Raw genomic sequence first — 24480 nt, 5'->3', positions numbered from 1 at the left:
TTCCGGTTGGATCAGCGCAGGCGACTGCGCAACTGGGCCGAGAGCAGGTCGGTGGCGAACACCAGGGTGAGGATCACCAGCACGCAGGCCGCGGTGTTCTCGTACTCGAACAGTTTCATCGTGGTGATGAGTTCGAAGCCGATGCCGCCGGCGCCGACCATGCCGAGGATGGTGGAGATGCGGATGTTGGCTTCGAAGCGATACAGGATCACCCCGACCCAGGCCGGCAGCACCTGCGGCAACACACCGAAAGCGACCACGCGCGCGGTGTCGCAACCGGCCGCGCGCATCGCCTCGGCCGGGCCGGGATCGGCTTCCTCGATGGCTTCGGCGAAGAACTTGCCGAGCATGCCGGCGCCGTGCAGCGCCAGCGCGAGCACGCCGGCGAACGGGCCCAGTCCCACCGCGGCGACGAAAATCAGCGCCAGGATGATCTCGTTGATGCCGCGCAGCAGGTTCAACACCTGTCGGCTGGCGTGATAGAGCCAGGGGCTGGGCGAGAGATTGCGCGCGGCGATCAGGCTCACCGGCACGGCCAACACGACCGACAGCACGGTGCCGAGCAAGGCGATCTGCACCGTCTGCAACGCTGGGCCGAGCAGGTTCTCGTGGATATAGCCCAGATTCGGCGGCAGCATGCGGGCGAGGAAGTCGCCGATCCACGGCAAGCCTTCGACCAGTTTGCCCGGCGCGGACTCGGTACCGGCCGCGGTCCACCACAGCAACGCCGTCGCGGCCAGCAACGCCGGCGGCAGCGACCACCAGCCCAGCGGGCCGCGCGGCGGCTGGGAGACGAATCGATAGTTCTTCAACATGCCGCGACCCTCGCCTGCGGATAGAGATTGCGTTCGCGCAATTCGGCAGCCTTGCCGCGGACGAGCTTGGCCATGGCCTCGTCTTCCAGGCCGGGATAAATCCGCGCGAGGATCTCGGGCGTGAGTTCTTCCGGGCGACCGTCGAACACCACGCGGCCGCCGCACAGGCCGATGATGCGCTGGCCGAATTCCATCGCGTAGTCGATCTGGTGCAGGTTGCACAGCACGGCGATGCCGTTGGCGCGGCTGACGTCGCGGATATAGCTCAGGATCTGGCGCGAGGTCTGCGGGTCCAGACTGGCCACCGGTTCGTCGGCCAAGATCAGTTGCGGCTCCTGCGCCAACGCGCGGGCGATGCCGACACGTTGTTGCTGGCCGCCGCTGAGGCGGTCGGCGCGCGCGTTGGCCTTGTCGGTCAGGCCGACCTGGGCGATGGCCTTGAGCGCGATGTCCACGTCGCGGCGCGGAAACAGCTGCAGCAGGCAGGCCCACAGCGGCACCCGCGCCATCCGCGCCACCAGCACGTTCTTCAGCGCCGACAACCGCGGCACCAGATGGTGCTGCTGGAACACCATCGCCACTCGTCGCGCCAGCACCCGGCGCGCGCGCCGGTCGCCGAGCGCGTAGCGCTCGCCGTCGATGCGCACTTCGCCGCTGTCGGGTTCGACCAGCAGCTTGATGCAGCGCAGCAGGGTGGATTTACCGGCGCCGGAGGGGCCGAGCACCACCACGAATTCGCCGGCATCCACGCGCAGACTGACCTCTTCGAGCACGCGGGTGTCGCCGTAGCGCTTGCTGAGGTTGCGCACTTCGATCATGGCGCGCTCCTGCCGGCGAGGGGGCTCACTTGCGCACCTGAGCGGCGGCCGCACGCACCACGTCGTAGGCGCGGTCGTCGGTGGGCAGGTAGCGATTGACCTGGCCCTGATCGCCGAACGGCAGGTTGCGCAGCGCCAGGAAGGCCTTGCGGATACGCGCCTTGTCGGCGGCCGGCAGGTCCTTGCGCCAGACCATCGGCGATTCGGGAATCGCCGGCGAGCGCCAGATCACCCGGTAGTCGGTCGCGGCGATCATGCCCTTGGCCTGCGCCTCGGCGAGGATGCGGTCGGCCACGGTGGCGGCGTCGACGCGGCCGTTCTTGACCGCGAGCAGGTTGGCGTCGTGCGCGCCGGTATAGACCACGTTGGCGAAATCGCGCTTGGGATCGATGCCGGCCTGCTTGAGTCCCATCATCGGAAAGATGTAGCCCGAGGTGGAGGTGGGATCGACGAAGGCGAAGTTGCGGCCCTTGAGATCCTTGAGCGTGCGGATCGGGGTCTTGGCGCCGACGATGATCTGGGCGTGGTAGGCGATCGAACCGTTCTTGCTGGTCTCGGCCACGGCGAAGGCTTCGGCCTTGGCCACCTCGACCGCCTTGACGTACGAAAACGGCCCCAGATAGGCCACGTCCACATGGCCCGAACGCAGCGCTTCGATCACACCGTTGTAGTCGGTGGCCACAAAGCTTTGCACTTTCATCCCTAGCTGTTTGCCCAGCGCATCGAGCATGGGCTGCGACTGCTTGATCATCGCGCGCGAATCCTCGGAGGGAATCAGCGCGATCTTCAGGGTGTCCAGCGCCAGCGCGGCAGGCGCGTGCAGCAAGGTCGTCAGCAGGCTCAGGATCGCGGCGAATCGGAACGTGGGTTTCATGGAATCGACCTTGTGGGTGCGGTTGCGGCTTGCCTGGAAGGCCGCGCCAGTCTCGGTGCGCGCCGTGACATGAAAATGAAACAAGATTAGGAAAGGGCGCGCGCTGATTAGGTTCGGCCGAGTCAGTAGACTTTTTCTGCCTGAATGGCACTCAGAATGCGTACTGGAAGCGCAACCGCAGCTCGTTGCCGCGCAGCCGCAGTCCGCTGGCGTCGTGGGCTTCGCCACGCATGTAGCTCAGCCCGACCCGGGCGTTGCGGTCGGCGTACCAGTTCAATCCGATCGCGGTCTGGCGTCCGTCGAAGATCTGCCGGCTGCTGTCCAGGCCGATATCGGCGTAGTTGCCGTCGCCGGCTTCGTGGCGCAGGGCGAGTTCGAGCGCGCCGCGCTTGCCGTCGGGCTTGATGCGGCCGAACACGCCGTCCTGGTAGGGATGGGTTTCGCCGGTGAGGACCCAGCCGAGTTGCAGGTAGTAACCATCCAGATCGCGGCCGCCGCGATCGCTGACGAAGTATTCGCCTTGTGCGAACAGCGGCCCGTGGCTCAGCGCGGCTTCGGCGATGGCGGTATCGATGTCCGGCGCCACGGTATCGCCCTGGCGGCGGGTCGCGCTCACGCCCACATGCAGCACGGTATCGCCGGCGCGATAGGGCGCGTAGGTGACGCGGCCGGTGATGGCGCGGCGACCGAAGTCGTCGACGCCGTCGCCGCGCGCTTCGAACACGCCCAACGCATAGGTCCATCGCTCGCCCGCGCCATGCAACTTGACGCCCGAGGTGCGGTTGGGCGTGTACAGCTCCGAGGCTGCGCTGCGCTCCAGCGACAGGTTGTCGTTGTCGCTGGTCACCCGTTCCAGTCCCAGCGGTTCTTGTTGCTTGCCGATGGTGAACTGGGCCTTCGGGCCGAAGCCGGTGTAGGTGATGTAGAGATCTTCGGCGGTGCCGCCGCCGGGCTGCTGATCGCTTTCGGCGAGGTTGAACTGCATCTTGTAGCCCCAATCGCCGACCCGGCCGCGCACGTCCAGGCGCGCGCGGCGCATGTCGAAGTCGCGGGTGTCGATGCCGCGGTCGCGCGAGCGGGTGGCGTCGTAGTCGTACTGCAGGCGGCCGCCTAGTTGCAAGGTGGCGTTGCCGTCGCGGCTGGTGACTTTCAGGCCGCCGTCGGTGCTGACGGTGAAGGCGGATTCCTCGGCGTGCGCGGCCGGGAAGATCGCGCAAAGCGCGAACGCCAGCGCGCAGCGTCGCTGCATGGTCATGTCGGTATTCCCCTGGAAAGCCGCGTCGGGCGCGGCGGATGTCTGCGGATGCGGCGCTGCCGGTCGGCGGCTGCAGCGGGGCGCCATGCTCGGCGCGGGCGGTGACGATGCGGTTGCGCGGAGTTCGGCGCGGCCGATGAGTGATTAGCGCCGACCTAATCAGCGCGCGGGCTCGCTGTCATGCGCGGTCGGTGTAGTACACCGGCGGCCGCAACCACGGTCCGCCTCCCTTTACCGCTTGCGAGGAACTCCGATGAACATCGCTCTGTCGTGGCTGGCGACGCTGACCCTGGCGCTGACGGGCCAGGCCACGAACGCCGCGTCCGTGGATCGTTTCGCTTTCACTCCCAACGCTGCCATCTCCGGTTACAACCGCGAACACCTGGGCAACGTCACCCCCGAGCAGTGCGCCAGCGCGTGCCTGGATTCCTCGCGCGCGAACTGGTGCGTCTCGTTCGATTACTACAAGACCCAGAGCCAGTGCGACCTCAGCGACAAGCGCGCGGCCGACATCGGCGGACTCAAGACCGACTACGCGGGCAATCCCTATGACCACTACAGCCTCGGTCCGGTGGACGGACGGCCTAATCCGGTGCCCGGAGATCGGCATGTACTGCTGATCGGCCTCGACGGCCTGCGCGGTGATGCGCTGATCTGCGAGGGATGCGCCAAGCCGCCGACCATTTCGGCGCTGATCGCCGACGGTGCTTTCCACGGCAACGTACTCGCCGGCGGCGGCCAGGCGACCGTCAGCGGTCCGGGCTGGGGCAGTGTGTTCACCGGCTACTGGGCCGATCAGCACGGGGTGACCGGCAACGACATCAACCTGCCGCTGAAAAAGCCGCACGTATTCGATCTGATCAAGCAGGCCTATCCGACCGCGACCACCGCGGTGGTCGCCGATTGGGCCAATCTGACCGCGAACCTGCGCCCGAAGCAGGCCGACTACGTCGTCGCCAATGCCGCCAAGGATTCCCGGCGTGCCGCCGACGCGGTCAAGCAGTGGCTGTCGCAGACCCATGCACCGACGGCGATCTTCTACTACCTGCACAACCCGGACATCCATGCCTGCTGCTACGACCCGCTCAACGCCAACTACCAGCAGAAAATCCTGGCCGAAGACGCGCAGATCAAGCAGGTGCTCGACGCTCTAGTGCGCAGACCCAACTACGCTCAGGAACAATGGCTGATCGTGCTGACCTCCGACCATGGCGGGCTGAGTACCGGCCACGGCGGACAGAGCGCGCAGGAGCGCAGCACTCCGTTGGTGCTCAACAATACTTACGGCCAACCGCAGCGCACTGCGTACTGCCGCGGCGATCTGACCGCGACCTCGTTGACGCAGATCGACGGTGCGACACCGCATATCCTCGACTTTCTCGGTATCGCCAATACCAGCCCAGGCTCCAAGTCGCCGTCCTGCGGAACGCGATAAAGTAACGACAATCACCCACCTTCCTGGGCGGCGGCTACGGGACCCGGACTCCGGATCGAGCATATGGAACCGGAGACAGGGACAACCGCAAGTGCCCCCCAGGAACTTCAACCGCGTAGTCAACCGTCGAGCTCGCTCAAGTCAGATGCCTCGATACCCGCGCCGGCCCGTCCGGCGCGCTTGCGCGCATCGCCGCCGTCCATGTGCTCGACCGTGGTGACGAAATCGAGCTTGTCCTCGAATGCGCGCCGGGACCGTCGCATGATGATGAACACCTGCTTGGCCGAGCCCGCGATTTCGGGCGCGCCGCCCGCGCCCGGCAGCCGCGTCGTAAGGGCCGATCACCGCGGCCACCCTTTTTCGACGGCGTCGCGCAGGGAAACGATGCTTGCCATGATAGGGCCCAAAGAGTTTCGAAACGGACTTGCGTGGACGGATTTTCGCAGTTCGTCGCTACCGCGTTCGCATGCAGGTCGGCCCGGCGATGTTCGATCGGCGGCCACACCGTCATTGCTGCATCGGCAAACCCGCATAGTTTTCGGCGATGGTCGCGCGACCGGCGGCGCTGCCCAGCAGGTAGTCGAGCTCCGCTTCGCGGATGCGCCGGGTGAACCCGTCCTCGTCCGGGAAGGTATGCAGCATCGAGGTCATCCACCAGGAGAACCTCTCCGCCTTCCAGACCCGGCGCAGGACGCGTTCTGAATAGCGCTGCAGCGGCAGGCCGGATCCCTCGTCATTCGCCTGCTTCAACAGGCTAGCCAGCAGACCGACGTCGCCGGCGGCCAGGTTCAAACCTTTCGCACCAGTGGGAGGAACGATGTGCGCGGCATCGCCGGCGAGGAAAAGACGCCCGTACTGCATCGGTTCGACCACGAAGCTGCGCAGCGGCGCGATGCTTTTCTCGATCGTGGGCCCGGTGATCAAAGCGGCGGCGACGTCTTCCGGCAGGCGACGGCGCAGCTCGTCCCAGAAGCGCTCATCGGACCAGTTCGCGACTTGCTCGGTATCGGGCACCTGCAGGTAATAACGGCTGCGCGTGGCCGACCGCATGCTGCACAGGGCGAACCCCCGGGCGTGTCGCGCATAGATCAACTCTTCGCTGACCGGCGGGGTATCGGAAAGCACGCCGAGCCAGCCGAATGGATAGACGCGTTCGTACTCGCGCAGCACACCGGCCGGAATGGAGGCGCGGCTCACGCCGTGGTAGCCGTCGCAGCCGGCGATATAGTCGCATTCCAGACGCTCGCGCTCGCCATCGCGATTGAACTCCACGAATGGCTGTTCGCTCTCCAGCGAATGCAAGGCGACGTCATCGGCTTCGTAAACGCTGGCCCCGCCCGCGGCGTCGCGTGCCGCCATGAGGTCGCGCGTGACTTCGGTCTGACCGTAGACCATTACCGCTCTGCCGCCGGTCGGGCCGCTGAGATCGATGCGTTCGCGCCGCGCTTCCAACGCCAGCTCGAAGCCGTGATGGACAATGCCCTCGCGGTCCATGCGCGCGGACACACCGGCGGCGCGCAGCAGGTCGATCGTGCCTTGTTCGAGCACGCCTGCGCGAATGCGCGACAGCACGTAGTCCCGGCTGCGCCGTTCGACGACGACGTTATCGATGCCGCTGCGCTGCAGCAACTGACCTAGCAGCAGGCCGGCCGGGCCGGCGCCGATGATGGCGACCTGAGTTTTCATTCGCTCTCCCGAACACGAACGGGGTATCGCTGGGATGAACCGAAACGCCGCGACGACGGACTGCGCGTCCCGGCGGGATCAGAACGGGTACTGCGGAATGCGGTCCTTGATCGTCACCCACTGCCAATGCGTGTACTGCTCCCAGTCGGACGGCCCGCCGACGCTGGTGCCGTTGCCGGAAGCGCCGGTGCCGCCGAACGGGTTGACGCCTTCGTCGGCGACGGTCTGATCGTTGATATGCAGCAAGCCCACGTGCAGGCGCTCGCCCAAGGCCATCGCGCGTCCGACCGACGCGGAGAGGATGCCCGCGGACAGTCCGTACTCGGTGCGGCTCGCCAGCTCCACCGCTTCGTCGTCGCTGTCGAAGGCGATGACATTGGCGACCGGGCCGAAGATTTCCTCGTCGAACGCGCGCATTCCCGGCTTGACGTTGGACAGCACCGTCGCGTCGTAGAACAAGCCGCGATGACCGCCGCCGGCTTCCAGTACAGCGCCCGCGGCGATGGAGGAGCGGACGATCTCGTCGACGTGCTGCAGTTGCCGCTGATCGATGATCGGCCCGAGCGCGACCTGCTCGGTTGCCGGATCGCCCACCGGCAGGCGACGCGCCTTGTCGGCCAGACGACGGGTGAGTTCGGCGGCAATGCTGCGATGGACCAGCACCCTTCCCGTGGCCATGCAGATCTGGCCTTGATGGAAGTAAGCCCCGAAGGCGATCGCGGACGCGGCCTGATCCAGATCCGCATCCTCGAGTACGATCAACGCGTTCTTGCCGCCCAGTTCGAGCGAAACCTTTTTCAGATGGCGCCCGGCGATTTCGCCGATCTTGCGTCCTGCCGCGGTCGAACCGGTGAAAGCGATCATCGGTACGCCGGGCGCTTCGACCAGTGCCTGGCCTACGTCCGCGCCGCCGGGCAGTACGTGCAACAGCCCCTTGGGCAACCCGGCCTGTTCCAACGCCGCGGCGATCACGATGCCGCCCGCGAAGGGCGTGCGCGGGTCGGGCTTGAGCACGACGGCGTTTCCGACCGCCAGTGCGGGCGCGACCGATCGCATCGACAGAATCAGCGGAAAATTGAACGGCGAAATCACACCGATCACGCCCAGCGGCAACCGCCGGGCGAGGCTCAAACGGCCGGGAACGCTCGGCAGTACCTGGCCTTGCGCCTGCAACGGCATCGCGGCCGCTTGATGGAACAGCGAGATCGCTTCGCCCAGTTCGAACTCGGCCTTGGGTTGGATCGCGCCGCTCTCGCGAGCGACCAACGACACCAGCGCATCGCGTTCGCGCTCCAGCGCATCGGCGGCACGACGCATCACCGCGGCGCGCTCGCGCGGTGGCGTCGCGGCCCAGGCTCGCTGCGCCTGTTGCGCTTGCTGCACCGCATTGCTCACGTCCGCGGGATTGGCTTGGCCGACTTCATGCAGCACTCGGCCGCTGGCGGGCTCCACGACCTGATAGCGACCTCCCTGCCCGGCAAGCCAGTCGCCGTTGAAGATCCGTCCGCCCCAACGGGCGCTGTCGAGCAGCGATGAGGTTGTCGACTGAGTCATGAGCGTTCTCCATCGGATGACGAAATCGGGCCAGACGGTGCAGTCGGAGCACGCGGTCGACTCCAGACTCCTGGCGGCGGCGAAGTAACAAACAAAGCGCTGCGACCGCGCCGAAAGCGAAGGCCAGTGGCCGAGGGAGCCGCCGACATCGCCGCGGACGTTCCGATACGTGCATGAGCGATGCGAGACAGATCGATGTCTACCTGCGACGCAGTCGAGCGGACGCGTCCATGAAGCGCACTCGCAGGCATCAGGCGCCGTTTGAGGGCGTCAGCCGAAAGTTCGGCCGCGAGGTCCTCATGGGCCCCGACGCGGCCGCACCGTAACCAGCGGCGGCGTCGATCTAGACTTTGTCGAGCTTGTCGAGCAGCCGGTAGAACGTGCGCTGCTCCGCATCGGTCAGCATGCTCGAAACGCGAGTCTCCATTTCCACCACTTCGCGTTCGGCCTGCACCAACATTTCCTTGCCGGACGGCGTCAGATGCAGATGCTGCATGCGTCGATCCTGGCGGCCGCGCACTTGCCGCAGCAATTTTCGCTTGACCAGCTTGGCGACGACGATGACCAGATTGGGCGGCGAGACGTTGAGCACCTCGCCGATCTGGCGTTGATTGATGCCCGCATTGGCATCGGTCAGCACCAGGATGGAGAACTCGACCGGCTTGAGATCGAACGGCTTGACGCAATCCTGGAACAGCCGGCGCACCTGCAGCTCGGTGTGGGTCAACCGATAGCCGATCAACCGCAGCAACCGGTCCTGATCGACGGCGGGCATCGATCCGTCGTTGTCCGCTTTGATGGGATCGGCGTCGCTGGAGGTCATCGCAAGTCCTGCAAGAGGTTCGCTTTCCTGGGCGGCGCGCGGATGCGCCGACGATCTGGGTGTGGCTATGGCGTAAGCGTTCGGTGTTCATTATACGACCTTTGCTCCGTGGCCCGGATCACGCCTGGGCTTGCCATTGACGCTGCAGCAGCGCTCGATAGGGACGGGCCGCGGACAGCAGGCAAACGGCGCCCAGCACAGCTGAGAGCGCGCACACGCTACCCAACGACAATCCGACCTTGGCTTCGTCGCCCAACACGTAGTCCGTGCCGATCGCCACCAGGAACGGCCCCAATCCCAACCCGATCAGATTGACCAGCAGCAGATAGATCGACGTGACCTGACCGCGCAGTTGATTGGGTGTGATCGCCTGCAGGATCGACGGCGCCAACGCCACCGGCATACCGAGGAAAAAGGTCGACAGCGCCACCGCCACCAGCGCCGTGCGCGGGCCTGGGGCGAAGGCGAACAGCAGACTCGTCCCGATCAGCACCAAGGTTCCGACCAGCGCGATTTTCAGCGCGGCATCGATGCGGCCGCGGGAGATGAAGCGATCGGCCAGGAACCCGCTGACCAACATGCCGCCGATGCCGAAGGTGAGAATGATCACGCCGTATGCCGGGCCGATCTGTCCCGGCGTCCAGCCCCACTGGCGGATGAAGGTCGCCGGCAACCATGCGGTGATGCCGAAGGTGATCATCGCGGTGACGCCGTTGGCGAGAAACAGCGACGCGTAGACCCGCAGATTGCTGCGCAGATGCGACAGATCCCGAGGCGCGGCGCGCTCGGCGACGCTGATTTCGCGTCGAAGCGGCTCGCGCACCGTGTACATCAACGCGATCGCCGCCAAGCCCGGAAGCGCTACGAAGATGAAGGCCGCCTGCCAGGGCCGGAAGCTGCCCAGCAGCGGCAGAACGACCTCGGTGCTGCGACTGGTCGCGGCGATCACCATTCCACCGACGATGAACGCCATCGCCGAGCCGATATAGACGCCCGAGGTGTAGATGCTCATGGCGCGGGCGCGACGCTGCGGTGGGAAATAGTCGGCGAGCATCGAATACGCCGCCGGCGACAGCGCGGCCTCGCCGACGCCGACGAACACCCGCGCCAGAAACAAGGTCAGAAAGCTGGTCACGTAGGCGCCCGCGGCGGTCGCGGTGATCCATACCACGATGCCGAGCAGGATCAGATTGCGACGGTTCCTGCGATCGGCCACGCGTCCCAACAGCACGCCGATGAAGGTGTAGAACACCGCGAACGCGAACCCGTGGACGATGCTGAAGGCCGAGTCCGAAAGCCCGAGATCGCGCTTGATCGGCTGCACCAGCAAACCCAGGATCTGCCGATCGATGAACGACAACGTGTAGGCGAACAGCAGTACGAAGGTGACGTAGTACGCGTAGACCGGACGATAACCCGGTGGAGCCGCGGCGTCTGCCGCCGGCGATGAAGCATTCATGGCGATTCTCCCGGAAGCGGCGGCGGATCCTAGAAACGCAGGGTCAGGTACGGAGCGATGTAGAAGTAGTCTTGCCCGCGCGTAGCGCCCTGGCGCAGGAAGGGGCCGGCGCTGGTGTGGTTCGCGTAGACGTCGAGGGTCACGAAATCGTTGAAGCGGTACTTCAGCCAGATCACCTTGCGCACGCCGATATCGCGCTCGCGATTGGCGCTGCCCGGCTGGATCACGCGCCAGCCGGCAGCATAGATGCCGTCGTCCAGGCTTTGCCGTTGCAAGGCCAGAACGTAGACGTTCAACCACAACTTCGGTGTCGGCTTCAGAACCAGGTCCGGACCGAAATAGCGCACGTTGCTGGTGATCATGCTCCCGTCGAAGACGGATGCGCGCGAGAACAGGCCGTTGAAAGTATTCACCTCGCCGTCGTTGGCATCGCGGTCGCCGGAAGACGCCTCCAAGCGAAAGCCGAGTCGCGGCTTCCAGGCGCTCTGGTCGAAGGTGTAACCGGCGAAAAGCGTGCCCTGCCATGCGCGCACCTGCTGCTCGCCGAAGCTGCCTCGCTGTCCGATCAGTTCCAGATCGTAGTCCCAGCCTTTGTCTGCTCCACTGAGCCGGGCGGACAGCGTATGCCGACGATCCTCGCCGATCACGCCATTGCTGTAACGGCGATTTTTCTGCTCGGTGTCCAGATACAGGGCTTCCAGCTTCGCGACTTTCGGCGCGCTCGCCAGCAACGGAACTTCGACGTGCGCCCCCCACAGCCGCTGCGCGTCGTTGGTGCGGTCGTCGAAACCGCCTATGCGCGTTTCCACCGCATGTCCCCACAGCAGCCCGCCGCTCCAACGGGACTGGGTGTAAAGCAGACGTGCGGCATCGAACGGCATGCGCGAGTTGGCCGGATCGCGCGGATCGAGCAAGCGCTGCCAGCCGTAGGCGATCTGCTGCCGGCCGACCCGCAATCGCCAGGTCGGCGTGGGTTGGCTGCTCGAGAGCTCGCCGCTGGATATCTCGGCAAACCCTTGCGCCAATTCCAGCGTATTGCGATCCACCGACTGCACCGGACGCGTCTGCAGATCGGAGACGAAGCTGCTCGCCAATTCGCCGAACACACGCAAATTTGGATTGACGCGATAGTCGCCCCACACTCGCAAGCGTTGCTGCCAGTAGCCGTCGGAATCGCCGGCGAAACGTCCGAAACCGGGGTGATCGCGGTAGTCGTACAGGGTCCGGCTTTCGCCTCCCAGGCTCAGCCAGCCGTGCTCGCCGGCCGGAATGTACTTCAGACGCGCCCAACCGACGCGATCGGTGTCGGCGAGATAACGGTAGTCCTCCTCATAGCCCAGCAGTTTGAACGGCGGCGGGGTGGACTGCGCCGCGACCGCGCTGGAGCACGTCCACAGCAGCAGCGACCCGACGACGGCTTGCCGCGCCGACTCGCCGGCTGTCAACCAGCCGTGCCTGATGCGTTCCCTTTTCATCGACTCCCTCCCAAGATTCGAATCATGGCGATGCCACGGACGGTCGCTGCGAAGCAGCGATCCCTGATGACGAACACGCAGTTCGGAACGCGGGGTCAGTCCGGTGCGGTTGGCCTGGCGACACCGGAGTCGCGTTCCGTATACAACCGCGAGACGAGTTCCGAACGGCTGGCCAGCACATTGCGCTGGTTGATCGAGCCCTTATCGGTGACCTCGCCCCGCTCCAGACTGGGTGGTTCGACCAGCATCAGTGCGCGCTCGATCCGGCTGGCGCTGCCCGTGACGTTGCGGTTGAGCCGTTTAAGCAGGTCGCGCATCCACTGCATTACGCTCGGCGTCGCGACCAGTTGCGCCGGATCGGTGTCGGCCGGCGCACGCGCCAGCTCACGCAGAAGATCCTGGCGCGGGAAGATCAGCAAGCCGACCTCACTGCGGCCCGGCGCGGTCACGACCACGTCCTGGACGTAGGGCGCGCCTTCGAGCATGACCCGCGTGCGCAAAGGCCCGACGCTGACGAACACGCCGGAGGACAGCTTGAAGTCTTCGACGAGCCGGCCGTCGAACAGCAGGCCTCGCTCGGGACGTCGCGGATCGAGCAGTTTGGCTGCGTCGCCCGAACAGTAATAGCCGTGTTCGTCGAACGCCTGCGCGGTCTGCTCGGGCGCGTTCCAATAACCCGGCATGACGTGCGGCCCCTTGAACCGCATCTCCAGCTTGTCGCCCTGTGGCACCAACCTGACTTCGCAGCCGGGCGCGGGCAGTCCGATCTCGCCGGCGGTGTTGCTCAACCCGTTGGTGAAGGTGCATGAAGGCGAGCATTCGGTCATGCCCAATCCCGCCAGCATGCGCACGCGTTCGCCGCAATGCGCTTCGCCGATGCGCTCCAGCCGATCCCAGACTTCCTGCGACAGCGCGGCGCCGGCAAAGAAGAACATCTTGACCCGCGACAGGAAGTTCTCGCGCAACACCGAGTCATCTTCCAGCGCCTGGGCCAGATTCTCCCAGCCACGCGGCACGGTCATGTAGACCGTTGGCGCGATTTCGCGCAGGTTGCGAATGGTTTCGCCGAAATGCTGGGGCGTGGGCTTGCCGTCGTCGATATAGAAGCTGCCGCCGTTGTACAGCGCGATGCCGAGATTATGACTGCCGCCGAAGGTGTGGTTCCAAGGCAGCCAATCGACCATGATCGGCGGCTCCTCGCCCAGCACAGGCAGACTTTGCAGCAGCATCTGCTGATTTGCGCAGAGCATGCGCTGGGTGGTGATCACCGCTTTCGGCAAGCGGGTGGAGCCTGAGGTGAACAGAAATTTGACCAGGGTTTCCGGCCCGGTCGCTGCGAACGCGGCGTCGGCGGGCGCCAGATCGCGAGCGGTCAGCAGCGACGTGAAATCCACGCTGGCGCGAAGACCGTCCATAGCGCCCCGCACACCGATCACTCGCACGTCTTCGGCCGCGACGGCCTCTATCGCGCGGCCGTAGGCGGCGACATCGTCGACGAACACCAAGCCGGGGTTGAGCACCTCGAAGACATGGCGCAGTTTCTCGAAGTCGGTCGATAACAACGAATAGGCCGGGGATATCGGGCTGTAGGGAATCCCCGCGTACATCGCGCCGAACGCCATTTGCAGGTGTTCCAGGCTGTTGCCCGACAAGATCGCGAGCGGACGCTGCGCCGACAAGCCGAACGCCTGCAGATGCGCGGCGATGCGCCGAACGTTCTCGAACATCTGCGCGTAACCGATGCGACGCCATTCGCCGCCGGCTTCGCGTCGGGCGGCGAAGGTCGTATCCGGTTTCACTTGCGCCCAATGCACCAGCCGATCGAGCAAGCGAGCTGGATATGGCGCAAGCGGCATGGCCGAACGCATGCGCATGACACCGTTCTCGTCGAAATCGACTTGCGCACCGACGTCGCCCAGGCTGACCTGGCGATATCGGGATAGAGCAACGGTGGCGGACATGGGTTCTCCGGTGCGGCCGCGGCCGCAACATGGGCGACGTCGGCTTCAGCGCTTGTAAGTCTGCAGCCCCGGCTTGATGGATTTGTCGTCCAGGAACTGCTTCAGACCCTGCTGGCGGCCCCGTTCCGGATCGCGGTGATTGGACTGGTCGACCTTGGCATACAGGTAGTCCTCATTCTGCTCCCAGGTCAACTCGCGGCAACGCTTGAAACCGTGCTTCGCGAAACGCAGCACGACCGGGTTTTTCTCGAGCAGCTCCCCGGCGAGCCGGGTGACCTCTTGGCGCAACTGCGCCCGCGGCACGCTGGCGTTGACCAGGCCCATGCGAGCGGCCTCGGTGCCGGTGAAGGTGCGTCCCGTCATGATGTACAGCAGCGCGTTGCGATGCCCCATGGTGTCCGCCACGGCCTTGCTTACCAGGTTGCCCGGAGGGATTCCCCAGTTGATTTCCGACAGCCCGAACACCGCTTCATCGGCCGCGATCGCAAGATCGCAGGCCACCAACGGCGAAAACGCACCGCCGAAGCACCAGCCGTTGACCGCCGCGATGGTCGGCTTGCTGTAGAAGCGCAACAGTCGCCACTGCCACTGAGAGCAATCGCGGCGCATGCGCTCCTGGACGATCTCTTCCTGGCCGTCGGTCTCGCGGAAGTACTCCTTGAGATCCATGCCGGCCGACCACGAATCGCCGGCACCCGTGAGAACCAGCACCTGAGCCGAGGGATCCAGCTCCAGGGTTTCCAACACCTCGATCATCTCGCGGTTGAGTGTCGGGCTCATGGCGTTGCGCTTCTCGGGACGATTCAAGGTCACCCAGGCGATGCCCTCGGCGATGTCGACGGTCACGGTGCTCCAACGGCTTTGATAGTTGCTCATTGCAGGTCCTTGGGCGGCAGCAAGTGGTTACTCGATGTAATAGTTATAGATCATAATTATTATCCAGGAAAGCTGCACTGCAACATGCGCTCGGGGTCGCAGATCGCAAGGCGCGCCACGGCCATGGATGCAGAAGGCGCCAGGGACCGGGCCTACCCTGCGCAGCAATAATTAACGCGATGCGCATGCGTCCGCGCCGGGTTGGAAGCGAGCACGCGATGGCCGATGTCGGGCTTGGATCAAAGCGGGCGATCGGGCCGATCCAGAAACGCATCTGCTCCGGCGCTGTGCCCGGCGTCGATGTCCAAGGGCTCGGCCGCCCTGGATGTATCGTTGCAACCAACCGACCAAGGCCTGCGTGTCAGGGATATGCAACGACCGACGACTTCGACATGGCTTTGGGTGAGCGCCTGGTGGCTGCTCACCGGGCTGATATGGACGGGACAGATGATCGAGGCCTTTTCCGGACAGGTCGCCTCGTCCTACTTGCTGCGCACGGAAATGGCCAAAGCCATACTGTGGATCCCATTCACCCTGTTTCTTTTCTGGTGGGTGGCCGCCACCCGATCGAGCGCGGCGGCACCAGCGGTCGTCCGCACGCCTCCAGGAAGTCTCGTCGGTTCATCTGAGCACCCGCGCCGCAAGCGGCGTTATGAGTTGATGGCAGGCAATGGTTGGATTGCGCCACGCCGCCCAGCGCATGCATTGCGGCCATGTCTGTGCGAGTGCCGTTGAGAGCGCGGACGCCGTGCTTCCCGACTGGAAGAGCGTCTCGGCAAGCTCGCAAAACCGCTTGGCAGGCAACGGCTGCATTGATGCAGATACTTCATCGCGCAAGCAAGCCATTGGGGACGAACGACCAGAATCCGGACGCGAGTGTCGGGTGGATAACGGACTCGACCCGATCGCTCTGCCGATTGATCGGCTTCGGCCGCTTCTGTACCGGTTCTTGCCGGAGGCACGGTCTCTGCCGAGGTGGCCGCTCGCGCTACCCCCACCGTTTTTCGACAAGCAAGCAATTCCCCACCCGGAATCGCACGGCGCGCGGCGCGTTGAACGCTTCGCCCTGCCCATGTAGCCACTCATACGGCGTCGGCCAAGTCGATCATGAGCCCGCTCGACAAGAAGAACTACGGCTGCGTCGGTTTCACCGCCTTCGGCGGTGTGGGCGATCGCCTTCGCGGGAATGGCGAACTGGAAAGATCACGCTGAAGGCTCGGGATGTTCGGCTCCGTCGAAGTAAGCGCCGCCCGCTTTCGCGGTAATGCCGGCAAGCGAGTGACGCAGATAACCCACGACGCCTAGCCACCGATGGCGCCGCGCGGGCTGGCGACCTATCATCGTGTCCAACACGGCGCAACGGCTCAATCGCGCCATTCGTCTCTTCGGGATGGGTCTGCACCTCGCCAATGGCGCTCAATACACCCAGGAAAAAGGCCAGTCTTGCCGATAACGTGGTGGAGACGTTGACGCGGCAGATCCGCAACGGCGAATACGCGCCGGGCGACCGGCTGCCGACCGAATCGAAGATCATGCAGTCGCTTGGCGTCAGCCGCACCGTGGTGCGCGAGGCGCTCTCGCGACTGCAGGCGGCGGGGGCGGTGGAAACACGCCATGGCATCGGCACCTTCGTGCTGCCGCCGGAATCCGAACGCGGTCTGGGCCTCAACCACCCCGATCTGCTTACGATGCTCGATGTCCTGGCGGTGCTCGATGTGCGCATCAGTCTGGAAACGGAAGCCGCGGGGCTGGCCGCCCTGCAGCGCACCGACGCCCATTTGACGGCCATGCGCACGGCGCTGGATGCATTCAACGCCGCGATCGTCGCCGATCAGAACGCGGTGGAAGCCGACATCGCCTTCCACCTGCAGATCGCACAGGCCACCGGAAACCGTTATTTCGTGCAGTTGTTGACCCAACTCGGCAGCGCCATCATCCCGCGTACGCGCGTCAACTCGGCGCGCTATGCGGCGCGAAATCGCAGCAGTTATCTGGACAGCGTCAATCGCGAGCACGAAGGCATCCTCGACGCGATCCGCCGTCAGGATCCGGAGGCGGCGCGGGCGGCGATGCGCGAACACCTCACCAACAGCCGCGAGCGCCTGCGCCGGGCCAGCGAGATCGCTCCTGTCCAGACGGACTGAATCGAACTGCCTGACTTGTGACTGCCGCGACTGCGAACGCCGCGGAATCTTTTCTGGGAGGGAGCTTCAGCCCCGACGCTCTCCGATCCCACGCCACAACCTGGCCGAAGAGCGTCGGGGCTGAAGCTCCCTCCCACAACCAACTTCGGGGCTGCGACCGGGCGGGGGTCTCAAGAACCTTCCTTCCTGATCGCCCGCATTCGACAGACCCATTTTCTGTGACCGCCATCGCTTCTTAGCGGCCCTTTTTAAGTTGTACGATGACTGACAACTTAGCATCGGGATCGTCGAATGGCCGCAATCACGCCCCAAGAGCTCAAGGGCATCCTCTCCACGGGCCTGTTGTCATTCCCGCTGACGGACTTCGATGCCGACGGCGAATTCCGACCGGCGACCTACGCCGCGCGCCTGGAATGGCTGGCACCCTACGGCGCCACCGCCCTGTTCGCCGCCGGCGGTACGGGTGAATTCTTCTCGCTGACGTTTGAGGAGTACAGCCGGGTCGTGCGCACCGCCGTGCAAACCTGCGCCGGCAAGGTGCCGATCCTGGCCGGAGCGGGCGGCTCCACGCGAGCGTCCATCGCCTTCGCGCAGGAGGCCCAGCGCCAAGGCGCGCAGGGTGTGCTGCTGTTGCCGCACTACCTCACCGAAGCCAATCAGGTCGGCATCGCGGACCATATCGAACAGGTCTGCCGCTCGGTCGAACTCGGGGTGATCGTTTATAACCGCGGCAATTCGAAGCTGGATGCGCCGACGCTGGCACGGTTGGCCGACCGCAACGAGAACCTGATCGGCTTCAAGGACGGCGTGGGCGACATCGAATCGATGGTCCGCATCCGCCGCACCCTGGGCGATCGGCTCAGCTATCTCGGCGGACTGCCGACGGCCGAGGTCTACGCCGAGGCCTACAAGGCCATGGGCGTGCCTGTGTACTCCTCGGCGGTCTTCAACTTCATTCCGAAAACGGCCATCGAGTTCTACCAGGCCGTCGCGCGCAACGACTACGCCACCACCTCCCGGCTGATCGATACCTTCTTCCTGCCTTATCTGGACATCCGCAATCGCAGCGCCGGCTATGCGGTCAGCATCGTCAAGGCGGGCGCCACGCTGGTCGGACGCAGCGCAGGTCCGGTGCGCGCGCCGCTGACCGAGCTGCATGCGGACGAGCGTGAGCGACTGGCGGTACTGATCGAACAACTCGGCCCGCAATGACTACTGACGACATGCCCATCACTGGCGATCAACTCATCGGCCTTCAGGCCCTCGCAGGCGACCCCGCCGACCTGCGCGGCGTCGATCCGGCCGCCGGCACAGCGTTGGAGCCGGCCTTCAGCGCCGCCACCGCCGATCAGATCGATCGCGCTTGCGCACTGGCCGCTTTCGCATTCGATCCTTACCGAGCGCTGCCTCTGCCAGTACGCGCGGATTTTCTGGAGGCGATCGCGAACGAGATCATCGCGCTGGGCGATGCCTTGATCGAACGCGCGCATCGAGAATCAGGGCTGCCGACGCCACGCCTTAACGGCGAACGCGACCGAACCGTCAACCAACTGCGGCTGTTCGCGCAAGGCGTGCGCAGCGGCGCGTGGCAGGGGGTGCGCGTCGATAGCGCGCTGCCGCAGCGGCAGCCCTTGCCGCGGCCGGATCTGCGCCAATGGAAGATTCCGCTCGGCCCGGTCGCCGTATTCGGTTCGAGCAATTTTCCGCTGGCCTTCTCCGTCGCCGGAGGCGACACCGCATCGGCCTTGGCGGCCGGCTGCCCGGTCGTGGTCAAAGCGCATCCCGCGCATCCGGGCACCTGCGAACTGGTCGGCCGCGCCGTGCAGAACGCCGCGCGCAAGACCGCCGGCGTGCCCGAAGGCGTGTTCTCGCTGTTGGTCGGTGCAAGCAACGATCTCGGCGCAACGCTGGTCACGCATCCGAAGATACAAGCCGTGGCGTTCACCGGTTCGCGCGCAGGCGGTCTGGCCTTGGCGAAACTGGCCGCGACACGGCCGGTGCCGATTCCGGTGTACGCCGAGATGAGCGCGGTCAATCCGGTCTATCTGTTGCCCGCCGCGCTGTCGGTGCGCGGTGCCGCCCTCGCGGCGCCGTTCGTCGATTCGCTGACGCTGGGCGCGGGCCAGTTCTGCACCAATCCAGGTCTGCTGTTCGGCATCGCCGGGCCGGACTGGGATGCCTTCGTTGCCCAGGCCGCGCAAGTGCTCGCCGGCCGCGACGCGGCACCGATGCTGACCCAAGGGATTCATGCCGCCTACGAGCGGGGCAGCGCGACCCTGGCGCGGCATGCCGGCGTATCCCGGCTGTCGCAAGGCAACACCGACGACACCGGCTGGCGCGCGCAACCCAGGCTGTTCGCCACCGATGCGGCGTCCTTTCTCGCCGATGCGGCACTGGGCGCAGAAGTCTTCGGTCCATCGTCGTTGCTGGTCGCCTGCCAGGACGAGAACCAATTGCTCGCCGTGAGCGAAGCCTTGGAAGGCCAGCTCACTGCCACGCTGCTGATGGACGACGGCGACCTGCCCCTGGCGCGACGCCTGCTGCCGGTCCTGGAGCGCCGCGTCGGCCGCATCCTCGCCAACGGCTTTCCGACCGGTGTGGAAGTCAGCCATGCGATGGTGCACGGCGGCCCTTATCCGGCCACGTCCGACAGCCGCACGACGTCGGTCGGGACCTTGGCGCTCGAACGTTTCCTGCGTCCGGTGTGTTATCAGAACCTGCCCGACGCACTGTTGCCCGAAGCGCTGCGCCACGACAATCCGCTGGGACTGGGCCGTCTCGTCGACGGCGCCTGGTCACCCGGCTCGTAATCGCAAACCCACTGAGGCCGCCGTGAGCATCGACCTGCCCCAACACGCCCATGCCGTTCCGCGGGTAGTCGAACTCACGGTCATCCCCGTCGCGGGCCACGACAGCATGCTGCTGAATTTGAGCGGCGCGCACGGCCCGGTGTTCACTCGCAATCTGGTCATCCTCAAAGACAGCGCCGGCCATACCGGCGTGGGCGAAGTACCGGGCGGCGAAGCCATCCGCAAGACGCTCGCCGACGCCGCGCCGTTGGTGACCGGCCGCCCCATCTCGCACTATCGCGACATGCTCAACGAGGTACGCCGCCGCTTCGCCGACCGCGACAGCGCCGGCCGCGGCCAGCAGACCTACGATCTGCGTACCACGATCCACGCCGTCACCGCGCTGGAAGCTGCGTTGCTCGATCTGTTCGGCCAGTTCCTCGATCTGCCGGTGGCAGCGTTGCTCGGCGAGGGCCAACAGCGCGAATCGGTGGAGGTGCTCGGCTATCTGTTCTACATCGCAGATCGCGGCCGCACCGACCTGTCCTATCGCAGCGAGCTCGATGCCGTCGACGACTGGTTCCGACTGCGCAACGAGGCAGCGCTCACCACCGAAGCGATCGTCCGGCTGGCCGAGGCCGCGCATGCACGCTATGGCTTTCGCGATTTCAAGCTCAAGGGCGGCGTGTTGGCCGGCGAAGCCGAAATCGAAGCCGTCGCCGCGCTGGCCGAACGCTTTCCCGACGCCCGCATCACCCTCGATCCGAACGGTGCCTGGAGCCTGGACCAGGCCGTGCGCCTGTGCCGCGACCAGCACCGCGTGCTCGCCTACGCCGAAGATCCCTGCAGCGCGGAAAACGGCTACTCCGGCCGCGAAGTGATGGCGGAGTTCCGCCGCGGCACGGGCCTGCCGACCGCCACCAACATGATCGCCACCGACTGGCGCCAGCTGGCCCACGCGTTGCAATCGGGCGCGGTCGACATCCCGCTGGCCGATCCGCACTTCTGGACGATGCAGGGCTCGGTGCGGGTGGCGCAAACCTGCGCCGACTGGGGCCTGACCTGGGGTTCGCACTCCAACAATCATTTCGACGTATCGCTGGCCATGTTCACTCACGTCGCCGCCGCCGCGCCCGGCCGCGTGACCGCGATCGACACTCACTGGATCTGGCAGGACGGGCAGCGCCTCACCCGCGAACCGCTGCGTATCCGCGAGGGCCGCATCGACGTCCCGCGCCGCCCCGGCCTGGGCATCGAGTTGGACATGGACCAGGTGCAAGCGGCGCACGCGCTGTACCAGAGCCTGGGCGACGGCGCGCGCAACGACGCACTCGCCATGCAATACCTGATTTCCTCCTGGACCTTCGACCCCAAACGCCCAGCGCTGGTGCGCTGAGCCCAACCTCGGCCGCAGATATCGCGCATGTCATCCAAGCCCACCTCAGACAACACCGATTCCACCGCCAGCGCCACATCCCCGCGCTGTCATCGCCTGCTGCTGACCGGCGCCGCCGGCCACCTCGGCGGGGTGATGCGCGAGCGGCTCAAGCGTTACGCCGACATCGTTCGAATATCGGACATCAGCGCACTGAGCGCGATCGACGAACAAGAAGAAGTCGCGCTCTGCGACCTCGCCGACGCCGACGCCGTGCACGCCCTGCTCAAGGACGTGGACGCGGTGGTGCACCTGGGCGGCATCTCGGTCGAGCGCCCGTTCGAGGAAATCCTGTCGGCCAATATCGCCGGCACCTACCATCTGTACGAAGCCGCGCGCAAACGCGGCGTCAAGCGCATCGTCTTCGCCAGTTCCAACCACGTCACCGGCTTCTATCGCCAGGGCGAAGTCATCGACGCCGATGCGCCGGTGCGTCCGGACGGCTACTACGGCGTCAGCAAGGCCTTCGGCGAAAACCTTTCGCGTTTCTATTTCGACCGCTACGGCATCGAAACCGTTTGCCTGCGCATCGGCTCGTCGCTGGCCGAGCCCAAGGACCGGCGCATGCTGGTGACGTGGCTGGGCTACGACGACCTGGAGCATCTGATCGTCCGCTCGCTGTTCGCGCCCAACGTCGGCCATGCCATCGTCTTCGGCGCATCGGCCAATCGCGACCGCTGGTGGGACAACGGCCGCGGGGCGCACGTGGGTTTCGATCCCAAGCAGAACTCCGAACCGTTCCGCGCCCAGGTCGAATCCGTACCGCCGCTGGCTGCGGACGATCCGGCCGCGATCTTCCAGGGCGGCGTTTTCGTCAAGGTCGGGCCGTTCGAATGAAACCCGACGCCGACCGCGCGCGCAGCGCCGAACGCATCGGCGACATGGTCTGTCTGGTGGGCGAAAGTCCGGTATGGCGCGCATCGGAATCGGCGCTGTACTGGTTGGACATCGTCGGGAAAATGTTGTGGTGCTGGGATACATCGACCTCGGCCGCCACGAGTTGGCCGCTGCCGGAACGGGCCGGCTGCATGGCCATGACCGGCGACGGTGGCTGGTTGCTGGCCATGGAATCGGCGATCTACCGCATGCCGCGTCCACAAGCACAGCAACCGCTCGCGCTTGCTCGCATGACCGCCGTCGATCACAGCGCCGCGAACATGCGTTTCAACGACGGCCGCTGCGATCGACAAGGGCGTTTCTGGGCCGGCACGATGGTGCAAGACATGGACCTGGCGTCCAACGCCGGCAAGCTGTACCGCTACACGGCCGATGCGGGCATCGCGCAGGTGCTCGACGATCTGATCGTTCCCAACGGTTCGGCCTTCAGTCCGGACGGGCGCACGATGTATCTGTCGGATTCGCATCCGCGCCGGCAATGCATCTGGGCGTTCGACTACGACACCGACAGCGGCACGCCGCATTCGCGGCGGCTGTTCGTCGACATGCGCCAATACCCCGGCCGCCCCGACGGCGCCGCGGTCGATGTCGACGGCGGCTATTGGATCTGCGGCAACGATGCCGGGCGGGTGCACCGCTTCACCCCGGCGGGGAAACTCGACCGCAGCCTGCGCGTGCCCGTCGCCAAGCCGGCGATGTGCGCATTCGGCGGAACCCATCGCGACCTCTTGTTCGTGACTTCGATCAGGCCGTCTTCGCAGGACTTGCTCGCTGCATCGCTCGATGGCGCGGTGTTCGTCCTGAACCCCGGCACGCAAGGTATCGAGGAACCGACCTTCGCAGATTGACTCGGCATTCGCGCAGCAGCAGGTCCACCGGCATCACCTCATGGATACCTCAGTGCATACAGCCACCACCGCCATCGAACGCAATGCCGGCAGGTACCGTTGGGTCATCTGCGGCATGCTGTTTCTCGCCACCGTCATCAACTACATGGACCGGCAGATCCTCGGCCTGCTGGCGCCGATGCTCCAGCACGACATCGGCTGGAGCCAACTGGAATACAGCCGTATCGTCATCACGTTCTCCGCCGCCTATGCGGTCGGCATCCTTCTGGCCGGACGGATCGTCGATCGCCTGGGCGTGAAGCTTTCTTACTCCCTGGCGATCCTGTTCTGGAGCGCGGCCGCGATGCTGCATGCGGCCGTCTCGACCGTGGTGGGGTTCGCCGTGGTGCGCGCACTGCTGGGCTTGGGCGAAGGCGGCCACTTTCCCGCCGCGATCAAGACCGTCGCGGAATGGTTCGCGCCCAAGGAACGCGCCTTGGCCGTGGGCCTGTTCAATTCCGGGGCCAATATCGGCGCGGTGATCGCGCCCGCGGTGATTCCCGCCCTGGCCTTGGCCTACGGCTGGCGCGCGGCGTTCGTCATCATCGGTCTGCTCGGGATCGCGTGGTTCGTGGCCTGGCTGTTCGTCTATCGCCCGGCGGACAAGTCGGCGTCCGAGCCGCACGAAACGCCCGCCGTCGAGCTCCCGCAGACCCAAGCATCGCCCGCGCCTACCTGGCGCACGCTGCTGACCTACCGTCAGACCTGGGCCTTCATCGTCGGCAAGTTCCTGACCGATCCGATCTGGTGGTTCTATCTGTTCTGGCTGCCCAAATGGCTCAACGAAGCGCGCGGCCTGGACATGCGCCAATTGGGCCTGCCGCTGTTGACGATCTACACGATCACCATCGTGGGCAGCATCGGCGGCGGCTGGCTGTCGTCCACCCTGCTGCGGCGCGGAAAAACCGTGAACCGCGCGCGCAAGACCGCGATGCTGGTGTGCGCCTTGTGCGCGGTACCGGTGATGACGGTATCGGGCATCGATCATCTTTGGCTGGCGGTCTTCACCATCGGCCTGGCCGCCGCCGCGCATCAGGGTTGGTCGGCCAACCTGTTCACCACGGTGTCCGACCTGTTTCCGCAGCGCATGGTCGCCTCGGTGATCGGCTTGGGCGGCATGGCCGGTTCGCTGGGCGGCGTGCTGTTTTCCGAAGTCATCGGTCGCGTGCTCGAACGCAGCGGTCACTACTGGTCGCTGTTCGCCATCGGCGGCTCGGCTTATCTGGTCGCGTTCGTCGCCTTCCATCTGCTGTCGCCGCGCATGGAGGCGGCGAAGATCGCCCAGCATTGATCAGCG

The 24480-nt window shown here is 65.6% G+C and carries 20 protein-coding genes and 1 pseudogene; 9 read left to right on the top strand and 12 right to left on the bottom strand.

Annotation, left to right across the window (positions count from 1 at the left end; all coding sequences use genetic code 11):
• Positions 1 to 11: 11 nt before the first annotated feature.
• The 4 genes from phnE to ACTOWJ_RS14525 form a co-directional block, all read right to left on the bottom strand.
• Positions 12 to 815, bottom strand: coding sequence for a phosphonate ABC transporter, permease protein PhnE (phnE, locus tag ACTOWJ_RS14540; protein ID WP_441335344.1), 804 nt, complete (start codon positions 813 to 815; stop codon positions 12 to 14).
• Positions 809 to 1633, bottom strand: coding sequence for a phosphonate ABC transporter ATP-binding protein (gene phnC / locus ACTOWJ_RS14535; protein WP_441335343.1), 825 nt, complete (start codon positions 1631 to 1633; stop codon positions 809 to 811). The genes phnE and phnC overlap by 7 nt, the downstream gene beginning before the upstream one ends.
• A gap of 25 nt (positions 1634 to 1658) precedes the next feature.
• A complete protein-coding gene (phnD, locus tag ACTOWJ_RS14530) occupies positions 1659 to 2507 on the bottom strand; it encodes a phosphonate ABC transporter substrate-binding protein (protein WP_441335342.1) in 849 nt (282 codons plus the stop codon).
• A gap of 151 nt (positions 2508 to 2658) precedes the next feature.
• Positions 2659 to 3762 (bottom strand): OprO/OprP family phosphate-selective porin, encoded by a 1104-nt coding sequence (locus ACTOWJ_RS14525; RefSeq protein WP_441335341.1) that lies wholly within the window; start codon positions 3760 to 3762, stop codon positions 2659 to 2661.
• A gap of 253 nt (positions 3763 to 4015) precedes the next feature.
• Between ACTOWJ_RS14525 and ACTOWJ_RS14520 the strand changes: the two genes are divergently transcribed.
• Positions 4016 to 5197 carry an alkaline phosphatase family protein gene (locus ACTOWJ_RS14520; RefSeq protein ID WP_441335340.1) on the top strand — a complete coding sequence of 394 codons (1182 nt, stop codon included), beginning with the start codon at positions 4016 to 4018 and terminating at the stop codon, positions 5195 to 5197.
• A gap of 155 nt (positions 5198 to 5352) precedes the next feature.
• Here ACTOWJ_RS14520 and ACTOWJ_RS14515 read toward each other — a convergent pair.
• From ACTOWJ_RS14515 to ACTOWJ_RS14480, 8 genes and pseudogenes are all read right to left on the bottom strand, one after another.
• Positions 5353 to 5538 (bottom strand): annotated as a pseudogene (locus tag ACTOWJ_RS14515) (CoA-transferase); the annotation flags it as partial.
• Positions 5539 to 5704: 166 nt separating this feature from the next.
• On the bottom strand, positions 5705 to 6883 hold the full coding sequence (gene pobA / locus ACTOWJ_RS14510; RefSeq protein WP_441335339.1) for a 4-hydroxybenzoate 3-monooxygenase: 1179 nt from the start codon (positions 6881 to 6883) through the stop codon (positions 5705 to 5707).
• A gap of 78 nt (positions 6884 to 6961) precedes the next feature.
• Positions 6962 to 8437, bottom strand: a complete 1476-nt coding sequence (locus tag ACTOWJ_RS14505; RefSeq protein WP_441335338.1) for a benzaldehyde dehydrogenase — start codon at positions 8435 to 8437, stop codon at positions 6962 to 6964.
• Positions 8438 to 8780: 343 nt separating this feature from the next.
• Entirely contained in the window at positions 8781 to 9260 is a 480-nt protein-coding gene (locus tag ACTOWJ_RS14500; RefSeq protein WP_441335337.1) for a MarR family winged helix-turn-helix transcriptional regulator, read from the bottom strand.
• A 118-nt stretch (positions 9261 to 9378) separates the two neighbouring features.
• The gene (locus tag ACTOWJ_RS14495; protein WP_441335336.1) at positions 9379 to 10719 is read right to left on the bottom strand and encodes a spinster family MFS transporter; all 1341 of its coding nucleotides are present in this window, start codon (positions 10717 to 10719) and stop codon (positions 9379 to 9381) included.
• A gap of 29 nt (positions 10720 to 10748) precedes the next feature.
• Complete coding sequence (locus ACTOWJ_RS14490) at positions 10749 to 12194, bottom strand: alginate export family protein (protein WP_441335335.1); 1446 nt, start codon at positions 12192 to 12194, stop codon at positions 10749 to 10751.
• A 95-nt stretch (positions 12195 to 12289) separates the two neighbouring features.
• Entirely contained in the window at positions 12290 to 14155 is a 1866-nt protein-coding gene (locus ACTOWJ_RS14485; protein WP_441335334.1) for a feruloyl-CoA synthase, read from the bottom strand.
• A 45-nt stretch (positions 14156 to 14200) separates the two neighbouring features.
• Positions 14201 to 15031 carry a p-hydroxycinnamoyl CoA hydratase/lyase gene (locus tag ACTOWJ_RS14480; RefSeq protein WP_441335333.1) on the bottom strand — a complete coding sequence of 277 codons (831 nt, stop codon included), beginning with the start codon at positions 15029 to 15031 and terminating at the stop codon, positions 14201 to 14203.
• Positions 15032 to 15331: 300 nt separating this feature from the next.
• Between ACTOWJ_RS14480 and ACTOWJ_RS14475 the strand changes: the two genes are divergently transcribed.
• The 8 genes from ACTOWJ_RS14475 (at position 15332) to ACTOWJ_RS14440 (ending at position 24474) form a co-directional block, all read left to right on the top strand.
• Positions 15332 to 15766, top strand: a complete 435-nt coding sequence (locus ACTOWJ_RS14475; RefSeq protein ID WP_441335332.1) for a hypothetical protein — start codon at positions 15332 to 15334, stop codon at positions 15764 to 15766.
• Between the two features lie 674 nt (positions 15767 to 16440).
• Positions 16441 to 17175 (top strand): FadR/GntR family transcriptional regulator, encoded by a 735-nt coding sequence (locus ACTOWJ_RS14470; RefSeq protein ID WP_441335331.1) that lies wholly within the window; start codon positions 16441 to 16443, stop codon positions 17173 to 17175.
• 291 nt (positions 17176 to 17466) lie between these two features.
• Positions 17467 to 18387, top strand: a complete 921-nt coding sequence (kdgD, locus tag ACTOWJ_RS14465) for a 5-dehydro-4-deoxyglucarate dehydratase (RefSeq protein ID WP_441335330.1) — start codon at positions 17467 to 17469, stop codon at positions 18385 to 18387.
• Positions 18384 to 19985: an aldehyde dehydrogenase (NADP(+)) gene (locus ACTOWJ_RS14460; RefSeq protein WP_441335329.1), complete on the top strand. Its 1602-nt coding sequence runs from the start codon at positions 18384 to 18386 to the stop codon at positions 19983 to 19985. The genes kdgD and ACTOWJ_RS14460 overlap by 4 nt, the downstream gene beginning before the upstream one ends.
• A 22-nt stretch (positions 19986 to 20007) precedes the next feature.
• Positions 20008 to 21360 (top strand): glucarate dehydratase, encoded by a 1353-nt coding sequence (gene gudD, locus ACTOWJ_RS14455; protein WP_441335328.1) that lies wholly within the window; start codon positions 20008 to 20010, stop codon positions 21358 to 21360.
• 27 nt (positions 21361 to 21387) lie between these two features.
• Positions 21388 to 22236 (top strand): NAD-dependent epimerase/dehydratase family protein, encoded by an 849-nt coding sequence (locus ACTOWJ_RS14450; protein ID WP_441335327.1) that lies wholly within the window; start codon positions 21388 to 21390, stop codon positions 22234 to 22236.
• Entirely contained in the window at positions 22233 to 23144 is a 912-nt protein-coding gene (locus ACTOWJ_RS14445) for an SMP-30/gluconolactonase/LRE family protein (RefSeq protein WP_441335326.1), read from the top strand. The genes ACTOWJ_RS14450 and ACTOWJ_RS14445 overlap by 4 nt, the downstream gene beginning before the upstream one ends.
• A gap of 40 nt (positions 23145 to 23184) precedes the next feature.
• The gene (locus tag ACTOWJ_RS14440) at positions 23185 to 24474 is read left to right on the top strand and encodes an MFS transporter (RefSeq protein WP_441335325.1); all 1290 of its coding nucleotides are present in this window, start codon (positions 23185 to 23187) and stop codon (positions 24472 to 24474) included.
• Positions 24475 to 24480 lie beyond the last annotated feature (6 nt).

Origin of the sequence: Lysobacter sp. CA199 (genome assembly GCF_052078715.1) — a bacterium.
In the GTDB taxonomy this organism is placed as follows: domain Bacteria; phylum Pseudomonadota; class Gammaproteobacteria; order Xanthomonadales; family Xanthomonadaceae; genus Lysobacter.
The sequence above is the reverse complement of the archived record's forward strand: the minus strand, read 5'-3'. Positions and strand labels throughout refer to the sequence as shown.

Coding starts and splice junctions, on each gene's coding strand:
- kdgD (WP_441335330.1), top strand. CDS start 17,467: ATGGCCGCAATCACGCCCCAAGAGCTCAAGGGCATCCTCTCCACGGGC.
- ACTOWJ_RS14475 (WP_441335332.1), top strand. CDS start 15,332: ATGTCCAAGGGCTCGGCCGCCCTGGATGTATCGTTGCAACCAACCGAC.
- ACTOWJ_RS14480 (WP_441335333.1), bottom strand. CDS start 15,031: ATGAGCAACTATCAAAGCCGTTGGAGCACCGTGACCGTCGACATCGCC.
- ACTOWJ_RS14500 (WP_441335337.1), bottom strand. CDS start 9,260: ATGACCTCCAGCGACGCCGATCCCATCAAAGCGGACAACGACGGATCG.
- phnC (WP_441335343.1), bottom strand. CDS start 1,633: ATGATCGAAGTGCGCAACCTCAGCAAGCGCTACGGCGACACCCGCGTG.
- ACTOWJ_RS14505 (WP_441335338.1), bottom strand. CDS start 8,437: ATGACTCAGTCGACAACCTCATCGCTGCTCGACAGCGCCCGTTGGGGC.
- ACTOWJ_RS14445 (WP_441335326.1), top strand. CDS start 22,233: ATGAAACCCGACGCCGACCGCGCGCGCAGCGCCGAACGCATCGGCGAC.
- ACTOWJ_RS14520 (WP_441335340.1), top strand. CDS start 4,016: ATGAACATCGCTCTGTCGTGGCTGGCGACGCTGACCCTGGCGCTGACG.
- ACTOWJ_RS14495 (WP_441335336.1), bottom strand. CDS start 10,719: ATGAATGCTTCATCGCCGGCGGCAGACGCCGCGGCTCCACCGGGTTAT.
- phnE (WP_441335344.1), bottom strand. CDS start 815: ATGTTGAAGAACTATCGATTCGTCTCCCAGCCGCCGCGCGGCCCGCTG.
- ACTOWJ_RS14485 (WP_441335334.1), bottom strand. CDS start 14,155: ATGTCCGCCACCGTTGCTCTATCCCGATATCGCCAGGTCAGCCTGGGC.
- ACTOWJ_RS14470 (WP_441335331.1), top strand. CDS start 16,441: ATGGCGCTCAATACACCCAGGAAAAAGGCCAGTCTTGCCGATAACGTG.
- ACTOWJ_RS14440 (WP_441335325.1), top strand. CDS start 23,185: ATGGATACCTCAGTGCATACAGCCACCACCGCCATCGAACGCAATGCC.
- phnD (WP_441335342.1), bottom strand. CDS start 2,507: ATGAAACCCACGTTCCGATTCGCCGCGATCCTGAGCCTGCTGACGACC.
- pobA (WP_441335339.1), bottom strand. CDS start 6,883: ATGAAAACTCAGGTCGCCATCATCGGCGCCGGCCCGGCCGGCCTGCTG.
- ACTOWJ_RS14450 (WP_441335327.1), top strand. CDS start 21,388: ATGTCATCCAAGCCCACCTCAGACAACACCGATTCCACCGCCAGCGCC.
- ACTOWJ_RS14490 (WP_441335335.1), bottom strand. CDS start 12,194: ATGAAAAGGGAACGCATCAGGCACGGCTGGTTGACAGCCGGCGAGTCG.
- ACTOWJ_RS14525 (WP_441335341.1), bottom strand. CDS start 3,762: ATGACCATGCAGCGACGCTGCGCGCTGGCGTTCGCGCTTTGCGCGATC.
- ACTOWJ_RS14460 (WP_441335329.1), top strand. CDS start 18,384: ATGACTACTGACGACATGCCCATCACTGGCGATCAACTCATCGGCCTT.